This window comes from Rhizobium chutanense, assembly GCF_002531935.1.
GTDB lineage: Bacteria > Pseudomonadota > Alphaproteobacteria > Rhizobiales > Rhizobiaceae > Rhizobium > Rhizobium chutanense.
The window spans coordinates 13,955-31,724 of the sequence record NZ_NWSV01000031.1; the positions used below are offsets into that span (position 1 = coordinate 13,955).

General features: G+C 63.5%; 16 protein-coding genes and 1 riboswitch. Of the genes, 8 read left to right on the forward strand and 8 right to left on the reverse strand.

Features of this window, described 5'->3' with window-relative positions:
- Nucleotides 1-29 precede the first annotated feature (29 nt).
- Complete coding sequence (locus CO666_RS28890; RefSeq protein WP_097615444.1) at nt 30-1,991, reverse strand: CHASE2 domain-containing protein; 1,962 nt, start codon at nt 1,989-1,991, stop codon at nt 30-32.
- Nucleotides 1,991-5,749, reverse strand: coding sequence for a FecR domain-containing protein (locus tag CO666_RS28895; RefSeq protein WP_097615445.1), 3,759 nt, complete (start codon nt 5,747-5,749; stop codon nt 1,991-1,993). Before CO666_RS28895 ends, CO666_RS28890 begins: the two co-directional genes overlap by 1 nt.
- 130 nt (nt 5,750-5,879) lie before the next feature.
- On the opposite strand from CO666_RS28895, the gene CO666_RS28900 reads away from it, so the two are divergent.
- Entirely contained in the window at nt 5,880-6,419 is a 540-nt protein-coding gene (locus CO666_RS28900) for a Pycsar system effector family protein (RefSeq protein ID WP_097615446.1), read from the forward strand.
- 83 nt (nt 6,420-6,502) lie between these two features.
- Here CO666_RS28900 and CO666_RS28905 read toward each other — a convergent pair whose 3' ends face one another.
- Nucleotides 6,503-6,991, reverse strand: a complete 489-nt coding sequence (locus CO666_RS28905) for a RidA family protein (RefSeq protein WP_097615447.1) — start codon at nt 6,989-6,991, stop codon at nt 6,503-6,505.
- The gene (locus CO666_RS28910) at nt 6,985-7,710 is read right to left on the reverse strand and encodes an SDR family NAD(P)-dependent oxidoreductase (protein WP_097615448.1); all 726 of its coding nucleotides are present in this window, start codon (nt 7,708-7,710) and stop codon (nt 6,985-6,987) included. The genes CO666_RS28905 and CO666_RS28910 overlap by 7 nt, the downstream gene beginning before the upstream one ends.
- Nucleotides 7,711-7,899: 189 nt before the next feature.
- Between CO666_RS28910 and CO666_RS28915 the strand changes: the two genes are divergently transcribed.
- Together CO666_RS28915 and CO666_RS28925 are read left to right on the forward strand one after the other, a co-directional pair.
- Complete coding sequence (locus CO666_RS28915) at nt 7,900-8,802, forward strand: LysR family transcriptional regulator (RefSeq protein ID WP_097615484.1); 903 nt, start codon at nt 7,900-7,902, stop codon at nt 8,800-8,802.
- A 403-nt stretch (nt 8,803-9,205) separates the two neighbouring features.
- Nucleotides 9,206-9,982 carry a DUF1194 domain-containing protein gene (locus CO666_RS28925; protein ID WP_097615450.1) on the forward strand — a complete coding sequence of 259 codons (777 nt, stop codon included), beginning with the start codon at nt 9,206-9,208 and terminating at the stop codon, nt 9,980-9,982.
- Nucleotides 9,983-10,110: 128 nt separating this feature from the next.
- On the opposite strand, the gene CO666_RS28930 is transcribed toward CO666_RS28925, so the two are convergent.
- Nucleotides 10,111-10,800, reverse strand: coding sequence for a VOC family protein (locus CO666_RS28930; protein WP_097615451.1), 690 nt, complete (start codon nt 10,798-10,800; stop codon nt 10,111-10,113).
- Between the two features lie 145 nt (nt 10,801-10,945).
- Nucleotides 10,946-11,380 carry a 6,7-dimethyl-8-ribityllumazine synthase gene (locus CO666_RS28935; protein ID WP_064694549.1) on the reverse strand — a complete coding sequence of 145 codons (435 nt, stop codon included), beginning with the start codon at nt 11,378-11,380 and terminating at the stop codon, nt 10,946-10,948.
- A 79-nt stretch (nt 11,381-11,459) separates the two neighbouring features.
- Nucleotides 11,460-11,603, reverse strand: a riboswitch (FMN riboswitch).
- Nucleotides 11,604-11,888: 285 nt separating this feature from the next.
- Between CO666_RS28935 and CO666_RS28940 the strand changes: the two genes are divergently transcribed.
- Together CO666_RS28940 and CO666_RS28945 are read left to right on the forward strand one after the other, a co-directional pair.
- A complete protein-coding gene (locus tag CO666_RS28940; protein ID WP_097615452.1) occupies nt 11,889-12,335 on the forward strand; it encodes an SRPBCC family protein in 447 nt (148 codons plus the stop codon).
- Between the two features lie 186 nt (nt 12,336-12,521).
- Complete coding sequence (locus tag CO666_RS28945; protein WP_097615453.1) at nt 12,522-12,842, forward strand: GCG_CRPN prefix-to-repeats domain-containing protein; 321 nt, start codon at nt 12,522-12,524, stop codon at nt 12,840-12,842.
- Between the two features lie 81 nt (nt 12,843-12,923).
- Here the strand turns inward: CO666_RS28945 and CO666_RS28950 are convergent, their stop codons facing one another.
- Complete coding sequence (locus tag CO666_RS28950; RefSeq protein ID WP_097615454.1) at nt 12,924-13,148, reverse strand: hypothetical protein; 225 nt, start codon at nt 13,146-13,148, stop codon at nt 12,924-12,926.
- Between the two features lie 470 nt (nt 13,149-13,618).
- Here CO666_RS28950 and CO666_RS28955 point away from each other — a divergent pair, with 470 nt between their 5' ends.
- From CO666_RS28955 to CO666_RS28965, 3 genes are all read left to right on the forward strand, one after another.
- Nucleotides 13,619-14,707, forward strand: coding sequence for an adenylate/guanylate cyclase domain-containing protein (locus CO666_RS28955; protein WP_097615455.1), 1,089 nt, complete (start codon nt 13,619-13,621; stop codon nt 14,705-14,707).
- A gap of 82 nt (nt 14,708-14,789) precedes the next feature.
- Nucleotides 14,790-15,431 (forward strand): ArsR/SmtB family transcription factor, encoded by a 642-nt coding sequence (locus CO666_RS28960; protein ID WP_097615456.1) that lies wholly within the window; start codon nt 14,790-14,792, stop codon nt 15,429-15,431.
- Nucleotides 15,428-16,672 (forward strand): MFS transporter, encoded by a 1,245-nt coding sequence (locus tag CO666_RS28965; protein ID WP_097615457.1) that lies wholly within the window; start codon nt 15,428-15,430, stop codon nt 16,670-16,672. The genes CO666_RS28960 and CO666_RS28965 overlap by 4 nt, the downstream gene beginning before the upstream one ends.
- On the opposite strand, the gene CO666_RS28970 is transcribed toward CO666_RS28965, so the two are convergent.
- Nucleotides 16,659-17,591, reverse strand: coding sequence for a LysR family transcriptional regulator (locus CO666_RS28970; RefSeq protein WP_097615458.1), 933 nt, complete (start codon nt 17,589-17,591; stop codon nt 16,659-16,661). The two genes, CO666_RS28965 and CO666_RS28970, sit on opposite strands and share 14 nt — an antisense overlap.
- Between the last annotated feature and the right edge of the window lie 179 nt (nt 17,592-17,770).

The window sequence follows — 17,770 nt, forward strand, 5'->3', positions numbered from 1 at the left end:
CCGGTGGCGTTACCCGTCCCGCAGACCCGTCATTCCCCCCCTTCTGTCAGCGCATCCCGCATGATCGCGTAATAACCGGCGAGCTCGGGAATATCGGCAGCCAGAGTATCGAAGACCGGATCGGACGGCGCCAGCGCGCCGGCATATTTGGCGTCGATGAAGGCCTGGTGGGCGGCGAGTGCTTCGGCATCGGCCTTGTGCACGACGGTGAAGATGGGCGAGGGGACGGTGCGGCCTTTGACGATGATGCGGTCGAGTTCGACGACGGTGTAGGTCTTAGTGACCAGCCTGGCCGTCTCCTCGCCGAGCAGCAGCGCCACGCCGTAATTCTTCGAGGCGCCCTCGAGGCGGGAGGCGAGGTTGACGCTGTCGCCGAGGCAGGAATAGTCGAAGCGGCGGTTCGAGCCCATGTTGCCGACGATGCATTCGCCGGTGTTGATGCCGACGCCCATCTTCAGGACGTGCGGCTTGCGGCCAAGGGCGGCCGCCTCCCGTTCCAGCTGCGTATTCAGCCTCGAAATCGCCGCCTGCATCGCGAGCGACGCGCGCACGGCGTGGAGCGCATGGTCGGGATCGTCGAGCGGCGCGTTCCAGAAGGCCATGATGCAGTCGCCCATATATTTGTCGATCGTGCCGCCGTGATCCATCACCACGTCGGAAAGCGGCGTCAGCAGCCGGTTGATCAGGCCAGTCAGCTGCTCCGGATCGTCCTTCAGCGTTTCGGCGATGGTGGTGAAGCCGCGCACGTCCGAAAACATCACCGAGAGCGTGCGCCGCTCGCCGCCGAGCTTCAGCTGGGAGGGGTCGTTCGACAGGCGCCGGACGAGATCCGGCGAGATATACTGGGCGAACGCGCGGGTGATCTGGCGCTTGTTGCGGCGCTCCTCGGCAAAATCGAAGGCGGCCTGGCCGAAGACGACGGAGATATAGGCGACCGTTGGCCCGAGCGGGGAGACGAAGACATGGGCAAGCCGGATGCCGGAAAAGCTGACGGCCGCAAAAGCCAGCAGAGCGGCCGCACTGGTGACGATCGTCAGCCATCCGGTCGAGCGCCAGACCGTCGTGGCGGCCAGCAGCACCGAGATCAGGATGCAGGCGGCGACCGTCGGCAGGCGGGCTTCGGCGATCGACAGGCCGAGGCGGATATTGTCGTAGATTGTCGCCTGGATCTCGACGCCGGAAACGAGCTTGCCGGTGTGAACGGTATAGGGTGTCGCAAAGGCATCGACGCCGCGCTTGTCGATCTCGGGCGCATTCTGCAGGCTGAGGCCGACCAGCACGACACGGTCCTTGAAATAATCCGGCGGCAGCAGATTTTTAGGGTCGAGCGCCTGGTAATAGGAAACGGTGGGATAGCTGCGGGCCGGGCCTAAGGATTGGATGAGCTGACCGGCCGGCACGGAGGCGTGTCTCGCACCCGACGTTTTCGCCAGCATCGCGGCAAAGCCGTCCTCATAGCCCGGAATGCGCCGGAAGATGCCGTCGCCGCTGAGATCGATCGAGGCGATGCCGGTCACCGCACCCGCTTCGATCAACTGCGGCAGCGGTGTGGCACGGATCAGCTGCGAGGCCTGCGGCGTCTCGATCAGCGTTTCGTCGCCGGCCAGCACGACGTCGGCGCCGACGGCCTCGGTGATTGCCGCGTCATTGTCGGGATTCGAGGGCTCGGCCATGATGATATCGAGACCGATGGCACGGGCGCCGGCTGCGCGCAACTGCCTCACCAGCTCGGCATGCAGGCTGCGCGGCCAGGGCCATTGCGCGTTGATATCGGCAAGCGACGGCTCGTCGATCGCTACGATCACAGGCCCGTCCTGCGACGGGCGCGGATCGTCGAAAGTCGAAAGATAATCGAAGCTTCTGAGCTCCAGCAGCGTCCAGGCGGGCAGGCGCGACAACAGCGAGATGGCGACCAGCGTGGTCAGCGACAACACGAGCAGCCGGAGATGGCGGCTCGTGATCTGCCTGGCCTGCCGAGGTTTGTCCCGCATCAGAAGCGGACTTTGAGCGTGCCCTTGAAGGCGCGGCCCCAGCCGGGCACGCCGGGCGTGATCTCGAAGTCCTCGTCGAGCAAGTTATAGGCCGCGGCCTCCAGCTCGACGCGCTTATCGAACGGCTCCCAGACCAGGTGGGCGTCGAGGCTCCAGTAGTCGTCGAGCTTGGTGCCGAGATCGTCGCCAGCGCGCTCGCCGACATAATTAGCAGCTACCGTCGCCTTGACCTTGGCTTCGTTGACCCAGGTCAGCGCGATCTGGCCTGAGTTTTTCGGTATATAGGGCAGGTTGCCGCCGTAGTTGAAGGTTCCTGGATCCTTGTTTTCGGAATCCATGTAGGCGTAGGTGGCCGAAAGACCGAAACCGTGTCCGAGCGCGACATTGGCGGTAACGGCGGCGCGGTCGATGCTGCCGCGTGAGAGCGGCAGGCTGGTGTCCGATGGAAGCGAGATCAACGGCAGATCGATCGAGAAATCGTGCAGTTCCTGATGCTGGTACTCGACCGAAGTGAAGAAGCGGTCGGTCCATTCGGCATCCCATTGCAGAGCGACCGTATCCGTATAGCCTTGCGGATCGGCGGAGAACTGGTTGGCCTGCAGCCCGAGTATGCCGATCGGGGCAAGGGTCGGCACTCCGCTATCAAAGCTCTGGCGCATGAAGGCGGCCCGTAGCCAGTGGTTTTGAATCGGCGTCCAGGCGAGGCCGAAGCGCGGCTCCAGCCGGCTGATATCAATGCCGTCGCCCTCCAGCCGCGTGGCGAACAAGGCGTATTCGCCCTTAAGATCGGGCGTGATCTCGTGCAGCACATCGATATAGGCGCGGCCGATATTGACGGTGTTGTTGGTGGTGCTGGGATCGCTGATGACTTCCGGGATGACCGGGAAGAGAGGAAGGATTTCATAGGAGTGGGATGAGATGGTCTTACTGGTGTCTGTCCAGCCGCCCTCGATGCCGTATCGCCAGGTCAGCGGCCCGCTGCCGATGGAATGGCTGAGAGCCCCGATATAAGTTTTGGATGAGATGTCCTCGATCCCATCAAGGACGGGAATGATGTCTGGATCGGGTAGAGGGAAAAGCGGCGCATCGTCGGCTTGAAGAGAGCTTGCTGTTCGCGACCTGGTCTCCGAATAGAGGAATGCACCGTTCAATATGTTTTCATAGGCGAAGGTGTGGCTCCAGCCGATGCCGGCATTGGTTAGTTCGTTCTCGACATCGCGGTCGAAATATTCCGATGTTACTATCGTCCTGATCGGAACGCCTGCAAGATTGAGCAGGTCCGTCAGCACCGTGCCCTGCGTCTGAGCGTTCAGCGTTCCGTCATTCTTGGCATGGTTGACGAAGGCTACGACCCGATCGTCAGGTGTGACCGTTGCCGTCAGATAACCGTTGGCGCCCAGCAGCTTGTTGTCTGTCTGAACGCCGCCGAAATCTCGGTAGTCGCGATCGAGCGCCAGCTCTTCCCAGGTCAGATTGCCGTAGAAGCTGATCGGGATCGTCGCGTTTGAATAGCCTTGGATATCGGCTTCGCCGATGCGCCTTGTATGGCCGTCGACACTGTTGATGCCGCCGCCGAGCGAGCCTTCGATGAAGGGCACGTCGAATAGGGTTGCCGAGCGCGAGCGGCCGGACAGCATGTGCGGAGAGAGCAGCAGGCCCTGGATGAAGGATGAATAGCTCGACGCATTGTCGCGGTTCTGGATGATATTGTCGTCGCTGAAGTTCGTCGCGTTGACGAAAGGAAAGATACTGCCCTTGATCGACTGATCGATATAGCCGCTGCCTTGGAAGGGATCGAAAACCGCATCGCCGTAATAGCGGCCCCAGGCATCCAGCCCCTGCAGCCGGAAGGCGTCGTTCAGCGTCGAGCCGGCGCTCGCATTGGCGCCGAGGCCGCTGTAATCGCCGCCGCGGGCGCGCGAGCGGCGCAGGAACTCCTGCGCGTTGCGGATCGCGCCATCCGCGTCGTAATCGTCGATATCGACGGCGGTGCGGAATGCCGAGATAACCGGGTCGTTCTTGTCGAGCCGGTCGGCATTGTCGAGCGCCTGCTGTGAGGGGATACGGTCGCCCTTTTCGTAATGGGCGGCGGCGAGCATCAACTGCGACTGCGAATGCGCCGGATTGGCCGTGCTGGCGGCGAGCAGATCTTGCAGTGCCTTGTCGCGCTCGCCGGTCTGCAGGTAATAGCGGCCGCGGGCAAGCAGGACGAGATCGAAGGATGGATCGAGGGCGATTGCCGTATCGATCTCGCGCTTGGCCTCCTTCATCCGCCCCTGGTCAAGATAGAGTATTGCCAAGTTCGCGTGCAGCAGCGGGTCCTGCGGATCGAGTTCGATCGCCTTTCTGAAGGCCTTTTCCGCTTCGCCATTGGCGTCGCGCGAACTCTGCAGCAGGCCGAGCGAATTCAGCGTGCCTGATGCGCCGGGGGCAAGTTCGATGGCGCGGTTCAGATCTGCAAGCGCGCCATTGATGTCGCTCTGATAGACCGCCTTGTAGCTCGCGCGGGCGGAGAGCGCCATTGGATGGTCGGGGTCGAGCGCCAGCGAGCGTTCGATCGCTTCCTTCATCTGTTCGCGGTCGTCGGTGAGCTGCGCCAGCTGGGCGCGGACCGCCGGCAGGGTCGGATCGTCGGGATAACGCTGTTCGGCTTTCTTGATGATCTCGAGCGCGGCGCGCGGGTTTTGCAGGAAGCCTGTCGTATAGGCCTGCATAATCGCGCCGTAGGGGCCGGCGGTATTGGCCGGCGGCGGCTCGGCATGCTTGGGATCGGCAAGCGAGCGGGCGAAATAGCCGCCATATTGCGCCATGTTGCGGCGTGTCGGATCGAGATGCGGCAGCGCCTTCTGGAAGAGCTTGGCGGCATCGCCATAGCGCTTTTCGGAGCCGGCGATGGTGGCGTCGATCAGATCGACGCGCGCCTGCTGGGCTGCCGTCAGCTTGCGGCCGCGGATGTTCTGCAGCGTTGCGGTCGCGGCCTGGCGTCCGTCGAAGGCGCTCTGCACTTCGGCGAGTTCCAGCCAGTCTTCGGTGGTGCGGCGCTCCGGCGGCAGTGCCAACAGGCGGCGGCGCTCCGTCGCCATGCGGTCGGCCCGCAGGGGCGAGGTCGGCATCAGGTCGAAGCCGTCGCGCAGGTCCAGATAGAAGAGCATCTGCTCGCGGTCGTCAGGATTGACGCTGATGATCTTGTGCGGCGCCTGGCCGATGGTGGCGACCGCCCCTTCACCCTCGCCGACCTCGACGCTGCCTTGCGGGTTGGAGAGCGCCACGCGGCCCTCGAGCACGATCATCGAGGTCTTGGCGCCGTCGACGGTCATCGTCCAGTCCGTGCCGCGAATAGCGGCGGCGGCGGCAGGCGTCTCCACCGTCAGGCCCTGGCCGCCGCGCTCGGCGCGTGCCCAGATGGTGCCGGATTGGAGATTGAGCACCGTATCGCCGGTCGCCGCCATCTTCTTGACCTGCAGCGAGGAATTGCGGCCGAGGCGGACCTGGGTGTGATCGGAAAAGACGATGGCGAGCTGGCCGTTGGCATTGGTGCGCAGCACGTCGCCGGTCAAAAGATCCTGGTTGATGTCGACGATCCGCCAGTCCGATACGTCGATGAAGCGGACCTCTTCGCCGGTCTTGCGGGCGATGACGGAACCGGCGACCGGCGTTGCCCGCTGCACGGGATCGGCCATAGCAGGCCGCCCGAAAGCAGGCAGTGCAAGCGCCAGCGCCACGCCTGCGCGAAAGATGTGTTTGGAATGCCCCCGCATGACCTCAACCCCATACCCGCGCTTCCCCTTTGTCCGTGTAGAGGGAAAAAGTCAAGCATGTTGCACACGTGTTCTTGCTTTCGTTCCAAAGTGTACTATCAGGGAAACACTTTTGTGGTGGAGTATTGACGTGAGCGAATTCGAAAGTGCCACTGAGGTTATGCTGAGCAATCCCTCAAGCGGGGACGTCAGCGCCGAATATTTTGATCATATCAAGAAAATCAACGACATATTTTACGATCAGATCAAGATATCCGATCAAAAAGCCGCCTATATCTTTACTTTCATGCTCGCCTTTCTGGTAAGCTCCAGCGAGGTGAGGGCCGTCTTCAGCCTGGCGCGTTACACCGGCAACGCGCCGGGCAGCATGCTGTTCTCAGCCCTGCTTGCCGCAGCCTCGGTCTTCTCCATTCTGTCGGCGATTCTCGTCGTGCTGCCGCGTCGCCTCGGCGCCTCCACCTCGCTGTTCTGGGGCGCCTGGCCCAAGCATCGCGACATGTTCTTCGACGCCGCTCTTCGCCGCGACGAGCGTTACCTCTTCGACCAGTATTTCGAAAACGCCAACATCCTCTCCGCCATCGCCCGCAACAAATACCGCTGCGTCACCTTTGCGTTTCGCGGGCTGATGGTGAGCGTGATTGCTTATGTGCTGCTGTTGGTGGCGCTGTGAGAGTGGATTGCTGTCGCTTGGAGCTTATCAGTTGCTGACGCCGGCGTCCGTTGGAGGATGCCGGCGTCAGTACGCCCCTTCACTCAATCCTCGACCTCAATGACCAGTTCAAGCTCGATCGGCAGGCCGAGGGGCAGGCTGGCGACGCCGAGCACGACGCGGCCCGAGAGCTTTTCCTTGCCGAAGACGGCAAGCAGCATTTCAGATGCCCCGTCGGCAACCTTCGGATGGTCGCGGAAATCGCCTTCGGTGGCGATGTAGACACCGAGCTTGACCACTCTCACGACCCTGTCCAGCGAGCCCAGATAGTCCCTGGCGGCCGCCAGCGCGCTGAGTGTCGCCGTTTCAGCCGCCTTCCTGCCGTCCTCCGATGTCAACGTACCGCCGACGCGGCCGATGTAGCGCGGCTCGTGGCCGACGACGGGCAGCATGCCGCTGAAGAAGACCAGCTTGCCTGACCGGACCGCTTCGACATAGGCCCCGAAAGGGGTCGGTGGCGGCGGAAGGGTGATGCCGAGTTCCTGCAGCCGTCGTTCTGCGCCGGCTGCCAACGCCTTCTGATGGTTTACCATTTGCCCAGATGTGCGCCGCCGTCGACGTGCAGCACCTCCCCGGTTACACGCGGCGCTTCGGTGAGAAAGACGACTGCGTCGACGATCTCCTCGACATTCGATATGCCTGCGATCGGCGACAGCGTCCTCAGGAAATCCTTCGGATTGTCCTTATGCAGCGGCGTGTCCACCACACCCGGAGCCACGATATTGAAGCGAATTTTGTCGTTCGCATATTCCATCGCCAGGTTCTTCGAGATGGCGTTGATGCCGCCCTTCGTCATCATCGATACCGAGGCGGAGAAGCCGGCGATCGGATGATCGGTCAATGGCGTGGTGATGCTGACGACGCTGCCGCCCGACTTCTGCGCGAGCATCTGCTTGACGACCAGTTGGGTCAGGTGGATGAAGCCTTCGAGATTGGTCGAGGACAATTTCCTGAAGTCCGCCATCGTGAAATCGACGAACGGCTTGGCCAAGAAAATGCCGGCATTGTTGACGAGGCCATCGATCGAGCCGAACCGGTCGATTGCGGCTCTTGCCACCCGCGCTGCGGTTTCGGCATCGCCGATGTCGCCATCGACCAGGGCCAGTTTGTCTGAGGCCTTGAAGGCATCCGAAGCGCTGACCTGGCGCGAGGTGGCGACGACATTATAGCCGCGCGCGATGAAAGCGTTGACGAGGCCCGCCCCGATACCCTGGGAGGCGCCGGTGACGATGACTGTTTTTGCCGTACTCATGTTGATCTCCAAAAGATTGGTTCGGGCGGCGGGCCTTGCTTGTGAAGGACGGGTCGCTCGAGATGGGGCTGCTGCGAACGCGCCTCCATCGGGTTGTCTTGTTTTCGCAAGGTGAATATGGCGAAAACGCCATTCCTCGATTAGATGGAAATATCTGGATTCTCTTTTGCACCTATGCAAAAATCGGTCATGGCCGATCTCAACGATATCGCCGTGTTCGTGAAGGTGGCGCAGTACGGCAGCTTCAGCCGCGCTGCCCATTCGCTTGGCATGCCGGTCTCGACGGTCAGCCGGAAGGTGACGTCGCTGGAGGAGCAGCTCGGCGTGACGCTGCTGCAGCGCACGACCCGCAAGCTCAGCCTGACTGCGCAGGGCCGCGCCTATTACGATCAATGCCGCGAGCCGCTCGCTCATATCCTGGATGCCGAGCAGGTGCTCAGCGAAACTCAGAGAAAACCGGAAGGTCTGCTGAAGATCTCCGTACCGGTCATCTTCGGGCAGGAGGTGTTTTACGAATTTGTCTCTGCCTTCCTGAAGACATATCCCGATATCCAGATCGATCTCTTCGTCACCAATCTGTTCCTCGATCTGATCGCCGAGAATATCGATGTCGGCATCCGCTTCGGCGAGCTCAAGGATTCGACCATCGTCGCGCAACGGCTCGGCAAGAGCGTGCGCTATCTGGTCGCCACACCGGATTATCTGAAGGGCAGAGTGCTCCCGTCAAAGCCCGAAGACCTGAAGGACCATCGTTGCGTTCTGCTGAACGGCCGCAACGGCGAGGCGGAATGGCATCTGGTGAGCGGGCGCAAATCGGTTCGCCTGCAGGTATCGGGGTCGGTATCGAGCCGGGATTTCGATGCGGTGAGCGCTTTCACCTGTCGCGGGCACGGCATCGGGTTGTTGCCTTCGACCTATTGCGACGAGCAGATCAAAAGCGGCGAACTCATCCGCCTGCTGCCGGACTGGTCGTCGGAGGAAATCTTCGTCCATGCCGTCTATCCCACACGGCGCTTCCTGCCCTCGAGATTGCAGGTCTTTCTGGAAGCGCTGAAGGCTTGGAAGACCCCCTTGTGGCTGCCCTTGCATTGAGGGCGTTCGGCTTGGCGCCACCGAGAGAGCCTCACCCTGAAGGTGCCCCGCAGGAGCCTCGAAGGACGAGGCGGATTCGCTGACTTGCCTCTCTCATTCCTGTGCTTGTCACAGGAATCCAGCCACGGCGCGTCTGCGCCGTGAGTAGAGGTCCTTCCAAAGAGTTTGCCGCGCCCAAGGACTTGGGCGCACTGGATTCCTGTGACGAGCACAGGAATGAGGGAGGAGAAGTAGGCACGCTCAAGAGCACCATGGGAAAGCCAGCCGATCACGGCAACCTGCAAAGGGCGTGCCGCCACCCCTGATATCACCGAAAATTGAAGCCCCTCGCGCGGCCGGGCGCCTTCCGCCGGCCAAGCTGTGTTACAGTTTCCCCGCGTGGGAATGGCGTGGGGATTTGCGGATGCTGACGACACTTGCGGTGCTCATGGGTCTTTCCAGTCTCGTACCGGCCGCAGGTGCCGGCGGCAACGAAGTCGACGTCACGCTGGTGCTTGCTGTCGACACCTCGCGGTCGATGGATGTCGAGGAGATCGGTATCCAGCGCGAGGGTTATGTCGAAGCACTCAAGCACAAGGAATTCATCGATGCGGTGAGGAGCGGGCTCACCGGCCGCATCGCCATCAGCTATTTCGAATGGGCAGGCTATGTCGTCCAGGAATCGGTGATCGACTGGCAGGTGATCGAGACCGAAGCGGATGCGATCGCCTTTGCCGACAAGCTCGACGCCCGGCCGATCGGTACCCAGCGGCGAACCTCGATCTCGACCGCCATCGACCAGGGCGCCAGTATGATCACCACCGGTCCCTTCCAGGGCAGGCGCGAGGTGATCGATGTTTCCGGCGACGGCCCGAACAACTCCGGCGATCCCGTCACGCCTGTCCGCGACAAGGCGGTGGCGTCAGGCATGATCATTAATGGCCTCGCCATCATGCTGCGCCCTTCCGATGCGCCCGGCGGGCTCGACAAATATTACGCCGATTGCGTCATCGGCGGCCCCGGCGCCTTCGTGCTGCCGGTTCACAAGATCGAGGATTTCGCCATCGCCGTACGCCGCAAGCTGGTGCTGGAGATCAGCGGCCTGTCCCCGCCGCCGACGGTGGAGAGGGTCGCCGGAGCCGGGCCGCTGACGGATTGCCTGATCGGCGAGAAGCAGTGGAGGGATATGTTCTACCGGTGAGTTGGTGGGCTGCGGGCGCGGCTTGGGATGAGAGAGGAGAGGGCGTGCCACACGGCACGCCGGTAAGGAAAAGAAGCCCCGCCCCGCAAGGGGCTCGAAGGGCGGATGCTCCCGGCGCCTGCCGCCAGCTACAACGGCAATCGCCTCCCGGCCTGTTCGCTGACCATATATTCGGCGTACCAGTCCGGCCAGTTCTCGTCGTATTGTCCGCCGTTTCGTTTCTCGTGTTCGCCGTGGGCCTCAGCGGCGCGGCGCAGTGCGGCGGCGAGGTCGTTCGAGGTCGAGAAGGCCGTTTCGTCGGCGTCGATGCGGCCGGGCAGGCGAGTGGTGACCTCCTGGAACAGCCAGCCATTGCCGTCGGGATCCCTGAACGAGGCGAAGGAACGGTAGCTGCGGTGTTCGGGATCGCGGCCGGCGATGCGCAGGCGGCCGAAGAGATAGGGCTCGTCCTTGCCGGCATAGACGCCCGATGCGTCGTGGAAGACCTCGCTCACCTCGACGTCGCGGGCGATAAGATCGCGCCTGGCCGCCTCGATGTCGGAGACGATCAGGTAGAGCCCTTGCGCGGAGCCTGGGGCGGCGGCGGTGACGTTCTTGCCGAAGATGATCGCGCAGCCGGAGCCCGGCGGAGTAAACTGGATCACCCGGAAATCGGCGTCGTTGGCGAAATCGGCATCGAGCCTCCAGCCCAGGCCGTCGTAGAAACGTTTGGCGCGGTCGACGTCGGAAACGGGGATGACGACCACTTCGAGCTTGGTGTCGACCGGTCGCATTCTCATGGATTCGGCGGGGATTTCACTCTGCGTTGCATTGCTCATCTTCAGCTCCCTTGAGGTTTGGACGCATTAAGAATGGCGATACATGTCGGGTGGAGTGGACCACAGCGCGGGTGGGGCGTCGAATCAATTCTTCTGTCGGTATGGAGAAGACGGCGGGCCGATCCCGCCGTCAGTTGCGCAAGCTTTACGCCGCAAGAGCGGCGCGTGTCTTGCCGATCATCAGAGCTGCGCGCGCGGCCTCGCGGCCCTTCTCGACGAAATGGGCGCGGTAGATCTGCGTGTGATGCTCGGTTTCCTGATAGTGATGCGGTGTCAGCGAGACCGACAGAACCGGTACGCCGGTATCCATGCCGGCGCGCATCAGGCCATCGACCACAGCCTGGGCGACGAATTCGTGGCGGTAGATCCCGCCATCGACGACGAAGGCGGCGGCGATGACGGCGGCATAACGCCCGCTCGCGGCAAGATCGCGCGACAGCAGCGGCATTTCGAAGGCGCCCGGAACATCGAACACGTCGATCTGCTCGGCGGGAACAAGCTGTTGGAAACCTTCGAGCGCACGGTCGACGATATCGGCGTGCCAGCCGGCTTTGACGAAGGCATAACGGGTGGGTGTCATAGTCATCTCCTTTGGCGTACAGACACGTCACCCAAGGCGATCACGAGCATCCGCCGCCAGCCCCAAGGGCAGCGGCAACGCACGTTCTCTTTCATCCGGACTATGACCGTCGGCTCAGGCATCTCACCTGATCTGCTGACCCTTCTTCAAGAAGGCGCTCGCGGGCTCGCAATCGAAACTGCATACCGCCGGTAGGGACTTTCACCCCGCCCTGAGAACGGCGCGACAATAGGGGCAAGGCGGCGGGCTGGCAATAGGGGGAGATGCAGTTCGTTGCGGGGCGCTGGCGGTTGAGGGATACAAGGAGCACCGTTGCAGGATGCTGCACGCTGCCCCGCCGGGGCCTCGAAGGGCGAGGCGAGTGCTCTGGCAGACGATAGATGCATGCCACGCCACCCTTGCTGATCACGTCCTTCCGCCTACATGCTCCTGCTGAGGACATCCATGTCGAAAAAGCCTGCCGCTCCGCCTCATTGAGGGGTAGGGCGGCAACCCATGGGAGATCGTGATGCCAGAAGCTTTCGTCGTTCACCGCGAAGCGCATATCGCAGCACCGCCGGCTGCCGTGTTTGCGCTGATGACCGACCCGGAAAAGATCCTGCGCTGGATGGGAACGGAAGCGCAGGTCGAGGCGCAGCCGGGCGGGCTTTATCTCGTCAATGTTACCGGCGCCCGTTACGCGCGCGGCTCGTTTCGCGAGGTGGTGCCGGTCCATCGCCTTGCCTACAGCTTCGGCTGGGACGGCAGCGACGTGGTGCCGCCGGGCTCGAGCCTGGTCGAGATCGATCTGATTGAACAGCGCGATGGAACGCTGCTGAAGCTCACCCATAGCGGCCTGCCGAGCGCGGAACAATGCGCCGGCCATGAGGAAGGCTGGACGCATTACCTCGGGCGGCTCACCGCGGTCGCAGCCGGGCGCGACCCGGGTCCGGATGTTTTTTCCGGCAGGAAATGAACGGTTTTCCCAAGGGCGCCACCGTACCGTCAACCGCCTGCCGCCCACGGAAAAAGGCGGCCTGGCGGCGTTGCGTCGGCCGGCCGGAAGCGCTGTTTTTCATCCTCAAACATGAACGCGCAGTTCATCCCCAGTTCAATTTGGCAGCCCTAGGGTGGTCACGGCTGGATTGAATTGGAGTTCGTTATGAAGGCACTTTCTATCGCGGCTGCCTTGCTTGCTGGCAGCCTTTCGATCGGTACGGCGCAGGCGATGCCGAGCGCGACGATCAAAGTCGAGAGCAATATCACCAAGGTCGACTACGCCTGCGGCCGCGGCTGGCATCTGACGCGCTGGGGCGAATGCCGGCGCAATTGGCGCCGCCCGCCGCCGGTGGCCTTTTACGGCGGTCCGCCCCGCTGGGGCTGGGAGCGGCGCCATGGGGATTGGGACGGCCCGCGCTGGCGCCATGAACGGCGTTGGGACCGCGACCGCCGCTGGAATGACGACCGTCGCTGGGACGATTGAGGTCTCGGCCAGATATGAATCGATGAGGCCGGCGCCATGTTTCGCCGGCCTTTCTCATGAGAGTTCGCAGTTTTCCCGAAATCAGATCGTGCTGACGAGCCAGTATTTGCCGTCGATCAGCTCTTCGAGCTCGATCGGATCCTTGACGCCGAACTCGAACCATTCGACGAGTTCCTTCGCCTTGCGCTTGCTCTCCTCGGCCGTAAATTCGATCCCGTAGCGCGCGCACCACCGCCGCAGAATCGTCGTCAGCAGCGTCATGTCATTCCCGTCCAGCGGGTCTTTCGGCCAGAATGTCGTGCCCATCGCAACCCCTCAATCGCACATGACAAGCTGGCGCATCATGGAATCAAAGATGCGCAAGTTTAAAGTGTTTTTTTCATTGTTTTCCACTGCGGTGAATGGTTTTCCACAGGTTTGCTTGGCAGTGGGGTTGACAGAGGTTGTGGGGAGACTTTGGCGGATGCGCCGGCCGGCCGAGAGGGAGGCCTACCGAATGTCGGATGTGTCCTCAGTTTGTTGACCAAGTCTCCTCCGTCATGCTCGGCCTTGAGCCGAGCTGACCACTGCAATTGCACGAATGGAAAGCATTTATTTTCAAATGCTTAATCCGGACGGCGCAGATCCTCGTCACAAGGCCGCGGATGACGTCGCGGGATTTTACAGTGGTTTGCCAGTGGCCCACAAACACCGCAAGTGTCCTGACGGGCTGCGGAACATCCGCGAGCGGATGCTCCGGGCTTGCCCGCAGCCCGGGCTTGATGCGATGCTAGGGCATGGATCTGCCTTCCTCCCTTGCCTGGCTGGTCGATGAGGCGGCTGCTTCGCCCGGTCCCGAACCGTTTCTGGCCGAGCTCGGGCGCCGGCTGCTGTCCGATGGTCTGCCGCTTGCCGGCGGGGCGCTGACGCTTGCGGTGCCGCATCCGATCATTGCACGGCGCACTTGGCTGTGGCGGGCCGAGACCGGGGCTGTCATCGAGGCGCTGGCTTTTGCCGCCGCACCGCCCGTCGATGCCGGGCGCGACTGGCTGGCCGGGCTCGGGCCGGTGTGGGAGGAGAGGATCGGGCCTTCTCAGGATGCGCCGATGCTCGGCTGGGCGAGTATTGCCGCCGGCGCCGGCTCTTTCGCTCCCGATGACGCCGCCCGGCTGCGGGACGTCGCGCGTTTTGCCGCGGCGCCGCTCGCAGCCCTTGCGACGCGCGAGGCGCGGGCGGCGTTGCTCGAAGCGTATCTGGGCCGGCGCAGTGCGGCCCGGGTGCAGGCCGGAGCGCTTGCCCGCGGCACTGGCGAGACTATTCGCGCCGCTCTTCTCTGCGCGGATCTGCGCGATTTCACCGCGCTTTCCGAGGTGACGGAGCCGCATGCGATGATTGCGACGCTCGACGCCTGGTTCGACCGCGTCGCCGGCGCCGTACACGCTTTCGGCGGCGAGGTGCTGAAATTCATCGGTGACGGCGTATTGGCGATCTTTCCCGTCACCGGCGCTTCCGGCCAAATGCAAGAAGACAGCAATGCCTGCGACGCGGCGCTCCGGGCCGTCGCCGCCAGCTGCGCCGGCATGGCCCATCTCGATCAGGTGCGCCGGGCGCAGGGGCTGGTGCCGCTGCCCTTCGGCGCGGCTCTGCATTTCGGCGAGATCCTCTGGGGCAATATCGGCGCGGCAGACCGGCTTGATTTCACCGCCATCGGCCCGGCGGTCAATCTCGTCAGCCGGCTGGAAGGGCTCTGCAAGCCGCTCGGCCGAAGCGTACTGATCTCTGGTGCTGTTGCCGCGAATACGACGACGATGCTGATCCCGCTCGGAGAACACAGCTTGCGCGGCATCGCCGACCCTTGCGCGGTGTTCACTTTGCCGGACGCTTGAGCGCGGACAGAGCGCGTCAGAAGCGTTCTCATTATGCAAAGAAGTCTTTGCAAAGATATCTTTGTAATATTAAGCTTGGGGCATGAAAACACCAGGCCCCCAGTCCGCCGCCGCGTCCCGCACCGTCAGCCGGGTCGTACCTGAACCGACCGCGCTGAAGGCGCTGGCGCATCCGGTTCGGCTGCGCATGCTCGGCATGCTGAGGATCGACGGCCCGGCCACGGCGACCCAGCTCGCCGTGCGGCTCGGCCTGAACAGCGGCGCGACCAGCTATCACCTGCGTCAGCTCGCCCAATACGGGTTCATCGAAGAGGCGCCGCATACCTCGCGGCGCGACCGCTGGTGGCGCGCGAGCCACGAGCTGACCTCGGTGCCCGCCAGCGAAGCGGCGGGGGAGGCGCTCGATCTCGATATCGCCTTCAACCAGGCGGCGCTTTCGCTGCAGGTCGGCCAGATGCAGCAGGCGCTGGAGGAATATGCCGAACTGCCGGCCGAATGGCGCAAGGCGACGGCCGCCGACGACATCATCATCCCGATGACGGCTGACCAGGCCGAGGCCCTGACGATACGGCTGCGAGACATTATTCTGGAGGCGATGCGGGCAGCACCGCCGCTGGGGGAGGCGACCTCTCAGAACCCCGACATGGCTCCCTTCTATGTCATGCTGCACGCCTTTCCCTATCCGGGCCGCCTTCCGCATCGCGAAGGGGAGGAGGAACCGTGAGAAGGGGCACGCCCTTCCTGGCGCTTGCCGCCGCGGAGACGCTTTCGCTGTCCGGCACGCGGCTTTCGACCATCGCCATTCCCTGGCTGGTGCTGAGCGCTACCGGCAGTCCGGTGCTGACGGGGCTGACGGCGATGATGGAAATGCTACCCTATGTGCTTGCCAAGGCGCTCGGCGGGCCGCTGATCGACCGTGTCGGCGCCAAGCGCATCGCCATCATCTGCGACACCGCTTCCGTTGTCGTGGTGGGGCTGGTGCCGCTTCTCGATCTCTTCGGCCTCCTGACCGTCCCGGTGCTGCTGCCCGTCGTTTTTGCCATGGGCGTGCTGCGTGGCCCCTCCGACGCCGCCAAGCAGGCGATGGTTCCCGATATCGCCGCGCTGGCCCACGTGCCGCTCGAGCGGGTGACCGGCGTCGCCAGCGCGATCGAACGCCTGGCCTCGACGGTCGGCGCGGCCGGCGCCGGCGCGCTGATCGGGCTCATCGGCCCGGGCCAGGCGCTCGTCGTCAACGCCGCCACCTTCGCCGGCGCCGCGTTGGTCGTCACGATCGGCATACCCGGCATGCCACCCACCCCTGAGCTGCCCGCCGCGGACGCCGCTCCGCTGGACAAAGGCTCTTCCTACCTCGATGATCTCCGCGAGGGCTGGCGCTTTTTGCGCGGCGATGCCGTGCTCGTCAGTATCGTCGCCATGGTGGCGACCACCAATCTGCTCGACCAGGCCTATCATGCCGTGCTGCTGCCCGTCTGGACGCGGGACGCCGGTCACGGGCCGGAGCTGCTCGGAGCGATGTTCGCCGTCTTTTCCGGTGCCTCGATCGCGGGGGCGGCGATTGCCGCGGTCATCGGCGAGCGCATGCCGCGTCTGATCGTCTATACGGTGGCTTTTTTGCTGACCGGGTTTCCGCGTTTTCTGGTGCTGGCGGTCGATGCGCCGCTCGGCTCCGTCTTTGCAACGCTCGCAATCGCCGGCTTTGCCTCCGGTTTTCTCAACCCCATCCTGTCGGCGGTGATCTTCGAGCGCATCCCGAAACCGCTAACCGGCCGCGTCACGGCGATGAACACGGCCCTCTGCTTTGCGCTCATCCCCTTCGGCGGTCTCGTCGGCGGCGCGCTGATCAGCACGATCGGCCTTGCCGCGGCGCTGTTCCTCACCGGCCTCGCCTATCTCGCGGCAACTGTTTCTCCCCTTGCTCTCAAAAGTTTTCGTGGCTTCGACAAGGCGGTCACAGAGAGTTAGCGTCGCGGCGGCATGCCTCGCCCCGGCGTTCAAGCTCCTCGACCATCAGGTCGATGAAGCGGCGGACGCGCGGTTCCAGCGGGCGTTTGTCGGGATAGAGCGTCACGATCTTGGTGTCATCGGTTTCGAGGTCGGGCAGAACCTGCCGGAGACGGCCGGCCGCAAGATCGTCGGCGACGAGAAAGTCGGGCAGGAGAGCAATGCCCAGTCCCGCCAGGGCGGCGTCGCGGATCGCCTCGGTGCTGTCGAGCCTCAGGCGGTTGCGTCCCTGCGCCGTGATCCAGGAATTGCCCTTGCCGCGAAAACGCCAGGCGTGCCTTTGATTGCGGCTGGCGAAAATCAGGCAGTCATGCGCTGCGAGATCGTCGATATCACGCATCTCGCCGTGCTCGGCGACATAGGACGGCGAGGCGCAGAGCCGCGTCCTGCAGGTGGCGATCACGCGTGAGACCAGCCGGGTGTCCGACGCCGTCGGACCGATCCGGATGGTCAGATCGAAGCCTTCCTCGACGATGTCGGAGAAGCGATCAGTGAAGCTGATCTCCACCTGGATCTCGGGGCAGGCCCGAAGATATTCTTCAAGCAGCGGCAGCACGACCAACCGTCCGAAGGCATCGGGAACGCTCAGCCTGAGAACGCCCCGTAGCGTGCCGCTCCGGCCAGCCACGCTCGCTTCGGCAGCGTCGACCGATGCGAGGATCTGCAAGCCGCGCTCGTAGAAGACTCGCCCTTCGTCGGTGAGATTCAGTGTTCTCGTCGTACGGTTGAGCAGGCGCGCGCCGAGCCGCTCTTCCAGGCGGATGACGGCCTTTCCCGCCGCCGAACGCGACAGGCCCATCGCCTGGCCGCCGGCGATAAAGCTTCCGGCATCGACGACGGCCATGAAGATCAGGATATCGTTCAGGTTCGTGCGCGGCATAAGGCAACTCGAGCGGTTCGGTACAGCCATAACTCGGTCGGCCATGCGATGGTTCAAGGCTTGGGCGGCCGATGCTCGTCGAGGGTACGGGCAGGGCCGCGCGGAATGACAGCTGCCATGCTCTGTCGATGCCCTGTGACTGGCATGGCATAAGAGGCCGGCGTGCCGTGCCGCACACC

Excerpts from the sequence above, each read along its gene's own strand:
- CO666_RS28890 (WP_097615444.1), bottom strand. The coding sequence starts at position 1,991 with ATGCGGGACAAACCTCGGCAGGCCAGGCAGATCACGAGCCGCCATCTC.
- CO666_RS28895 (WP_097615445.1), bottom strand. The coding sequence starts at position 5,749 with ATGCGGGGGCATTCCAAACACATCTTTCGCGCAGGCGTGGCGCTGGCG.
- CO666_RS28905 (WP_097615447.1), bottom strand. The coding sequence starts at position 6,991 with ATGGTAAACCATCAGAAGGCGTTGGCAGCCGGCGCAGAACGACGGCTG.
- CO666_RS28910 (WP_097615448.1), bottom strand. The coding sequence starts at position 7,710 with ATGAGTACGGCAAAAACAGTCATCGTCACCGGCGCCTCCCAGGGTATC.
- CO666_RS28915 (WP_097615484.1), top strand. The coding sequence starts at position 7,900 with ATGGCCGATCTCAACGATATCGCCGTGTTCGTGAAGGTGGCGCAGTAC.
- CO666_RS28925 (WP_097615450.1), top strand. The coding sequence starts at position 9,206 with ATGCTGACGACACTTGCGGTGCTCATGGGTCTTTCCAGTCTCGTACCG.
- CO666_RS28930 (WP_097615451.1), bottom strand. The coding sequence starts at position 10,800 with ATGAGCAATGCAACGCAGAGTGAAATCCCCGCCGAATCCATGAGAATG.
- CO666_RS28935 (WP_064694549.1), bottom strand. The coding sequence starts at position 11,380 with ATGACACCCACCCGTTATGCCTTCGTCAAAGCCGGCTGGCACGCCGAT.
- CO666_RS28940 (WP_097615452.1), top strand. The coding sequence starts at position 11,889 with ATGCCAGAAGCTTTCGTCGTTCACCGCGAAGCGCATATCGCAGCACCG.
- CO666_RS28945 (WP_097615453.1), top strand. The coding sequence starts at position 12,522 with ATGAAGGCACTTTCTATCGCGGCTGCCTTGCTTGCTGGCAGCCTTTCG.
- CO666_RS28950 (WP_097615454.1), bottom strand. The coding sequence starts at position 13,148 with ATGGGCACGACATTCTGGCCGAAAGACCCGCTGGACGGGAATGACATG.
- CO666_RS28955 (WP_097615455.1), top strand. The coding sequence starts at position 13,619 with ATGGATCTGCCTTCCTCCCTTGCCTGGCTGGTCGATGAGGCGGCTGCT.
- CO666_RS28960 (WP_097615456.1), top strand. The coding sequence starts at position 14,790 with ATGAAAACACCAGGCCCCCAGTCCGCCGCCGCGTCCCGCACCGTCAGC.
- CO666_RS28970 (WP_097615458.1), bottom strand. The coding sequence starts at position 17,591 with ATGCCGCGCACGAACCTGAACGATATCCTGATCTTCATGGCCGTCGTC.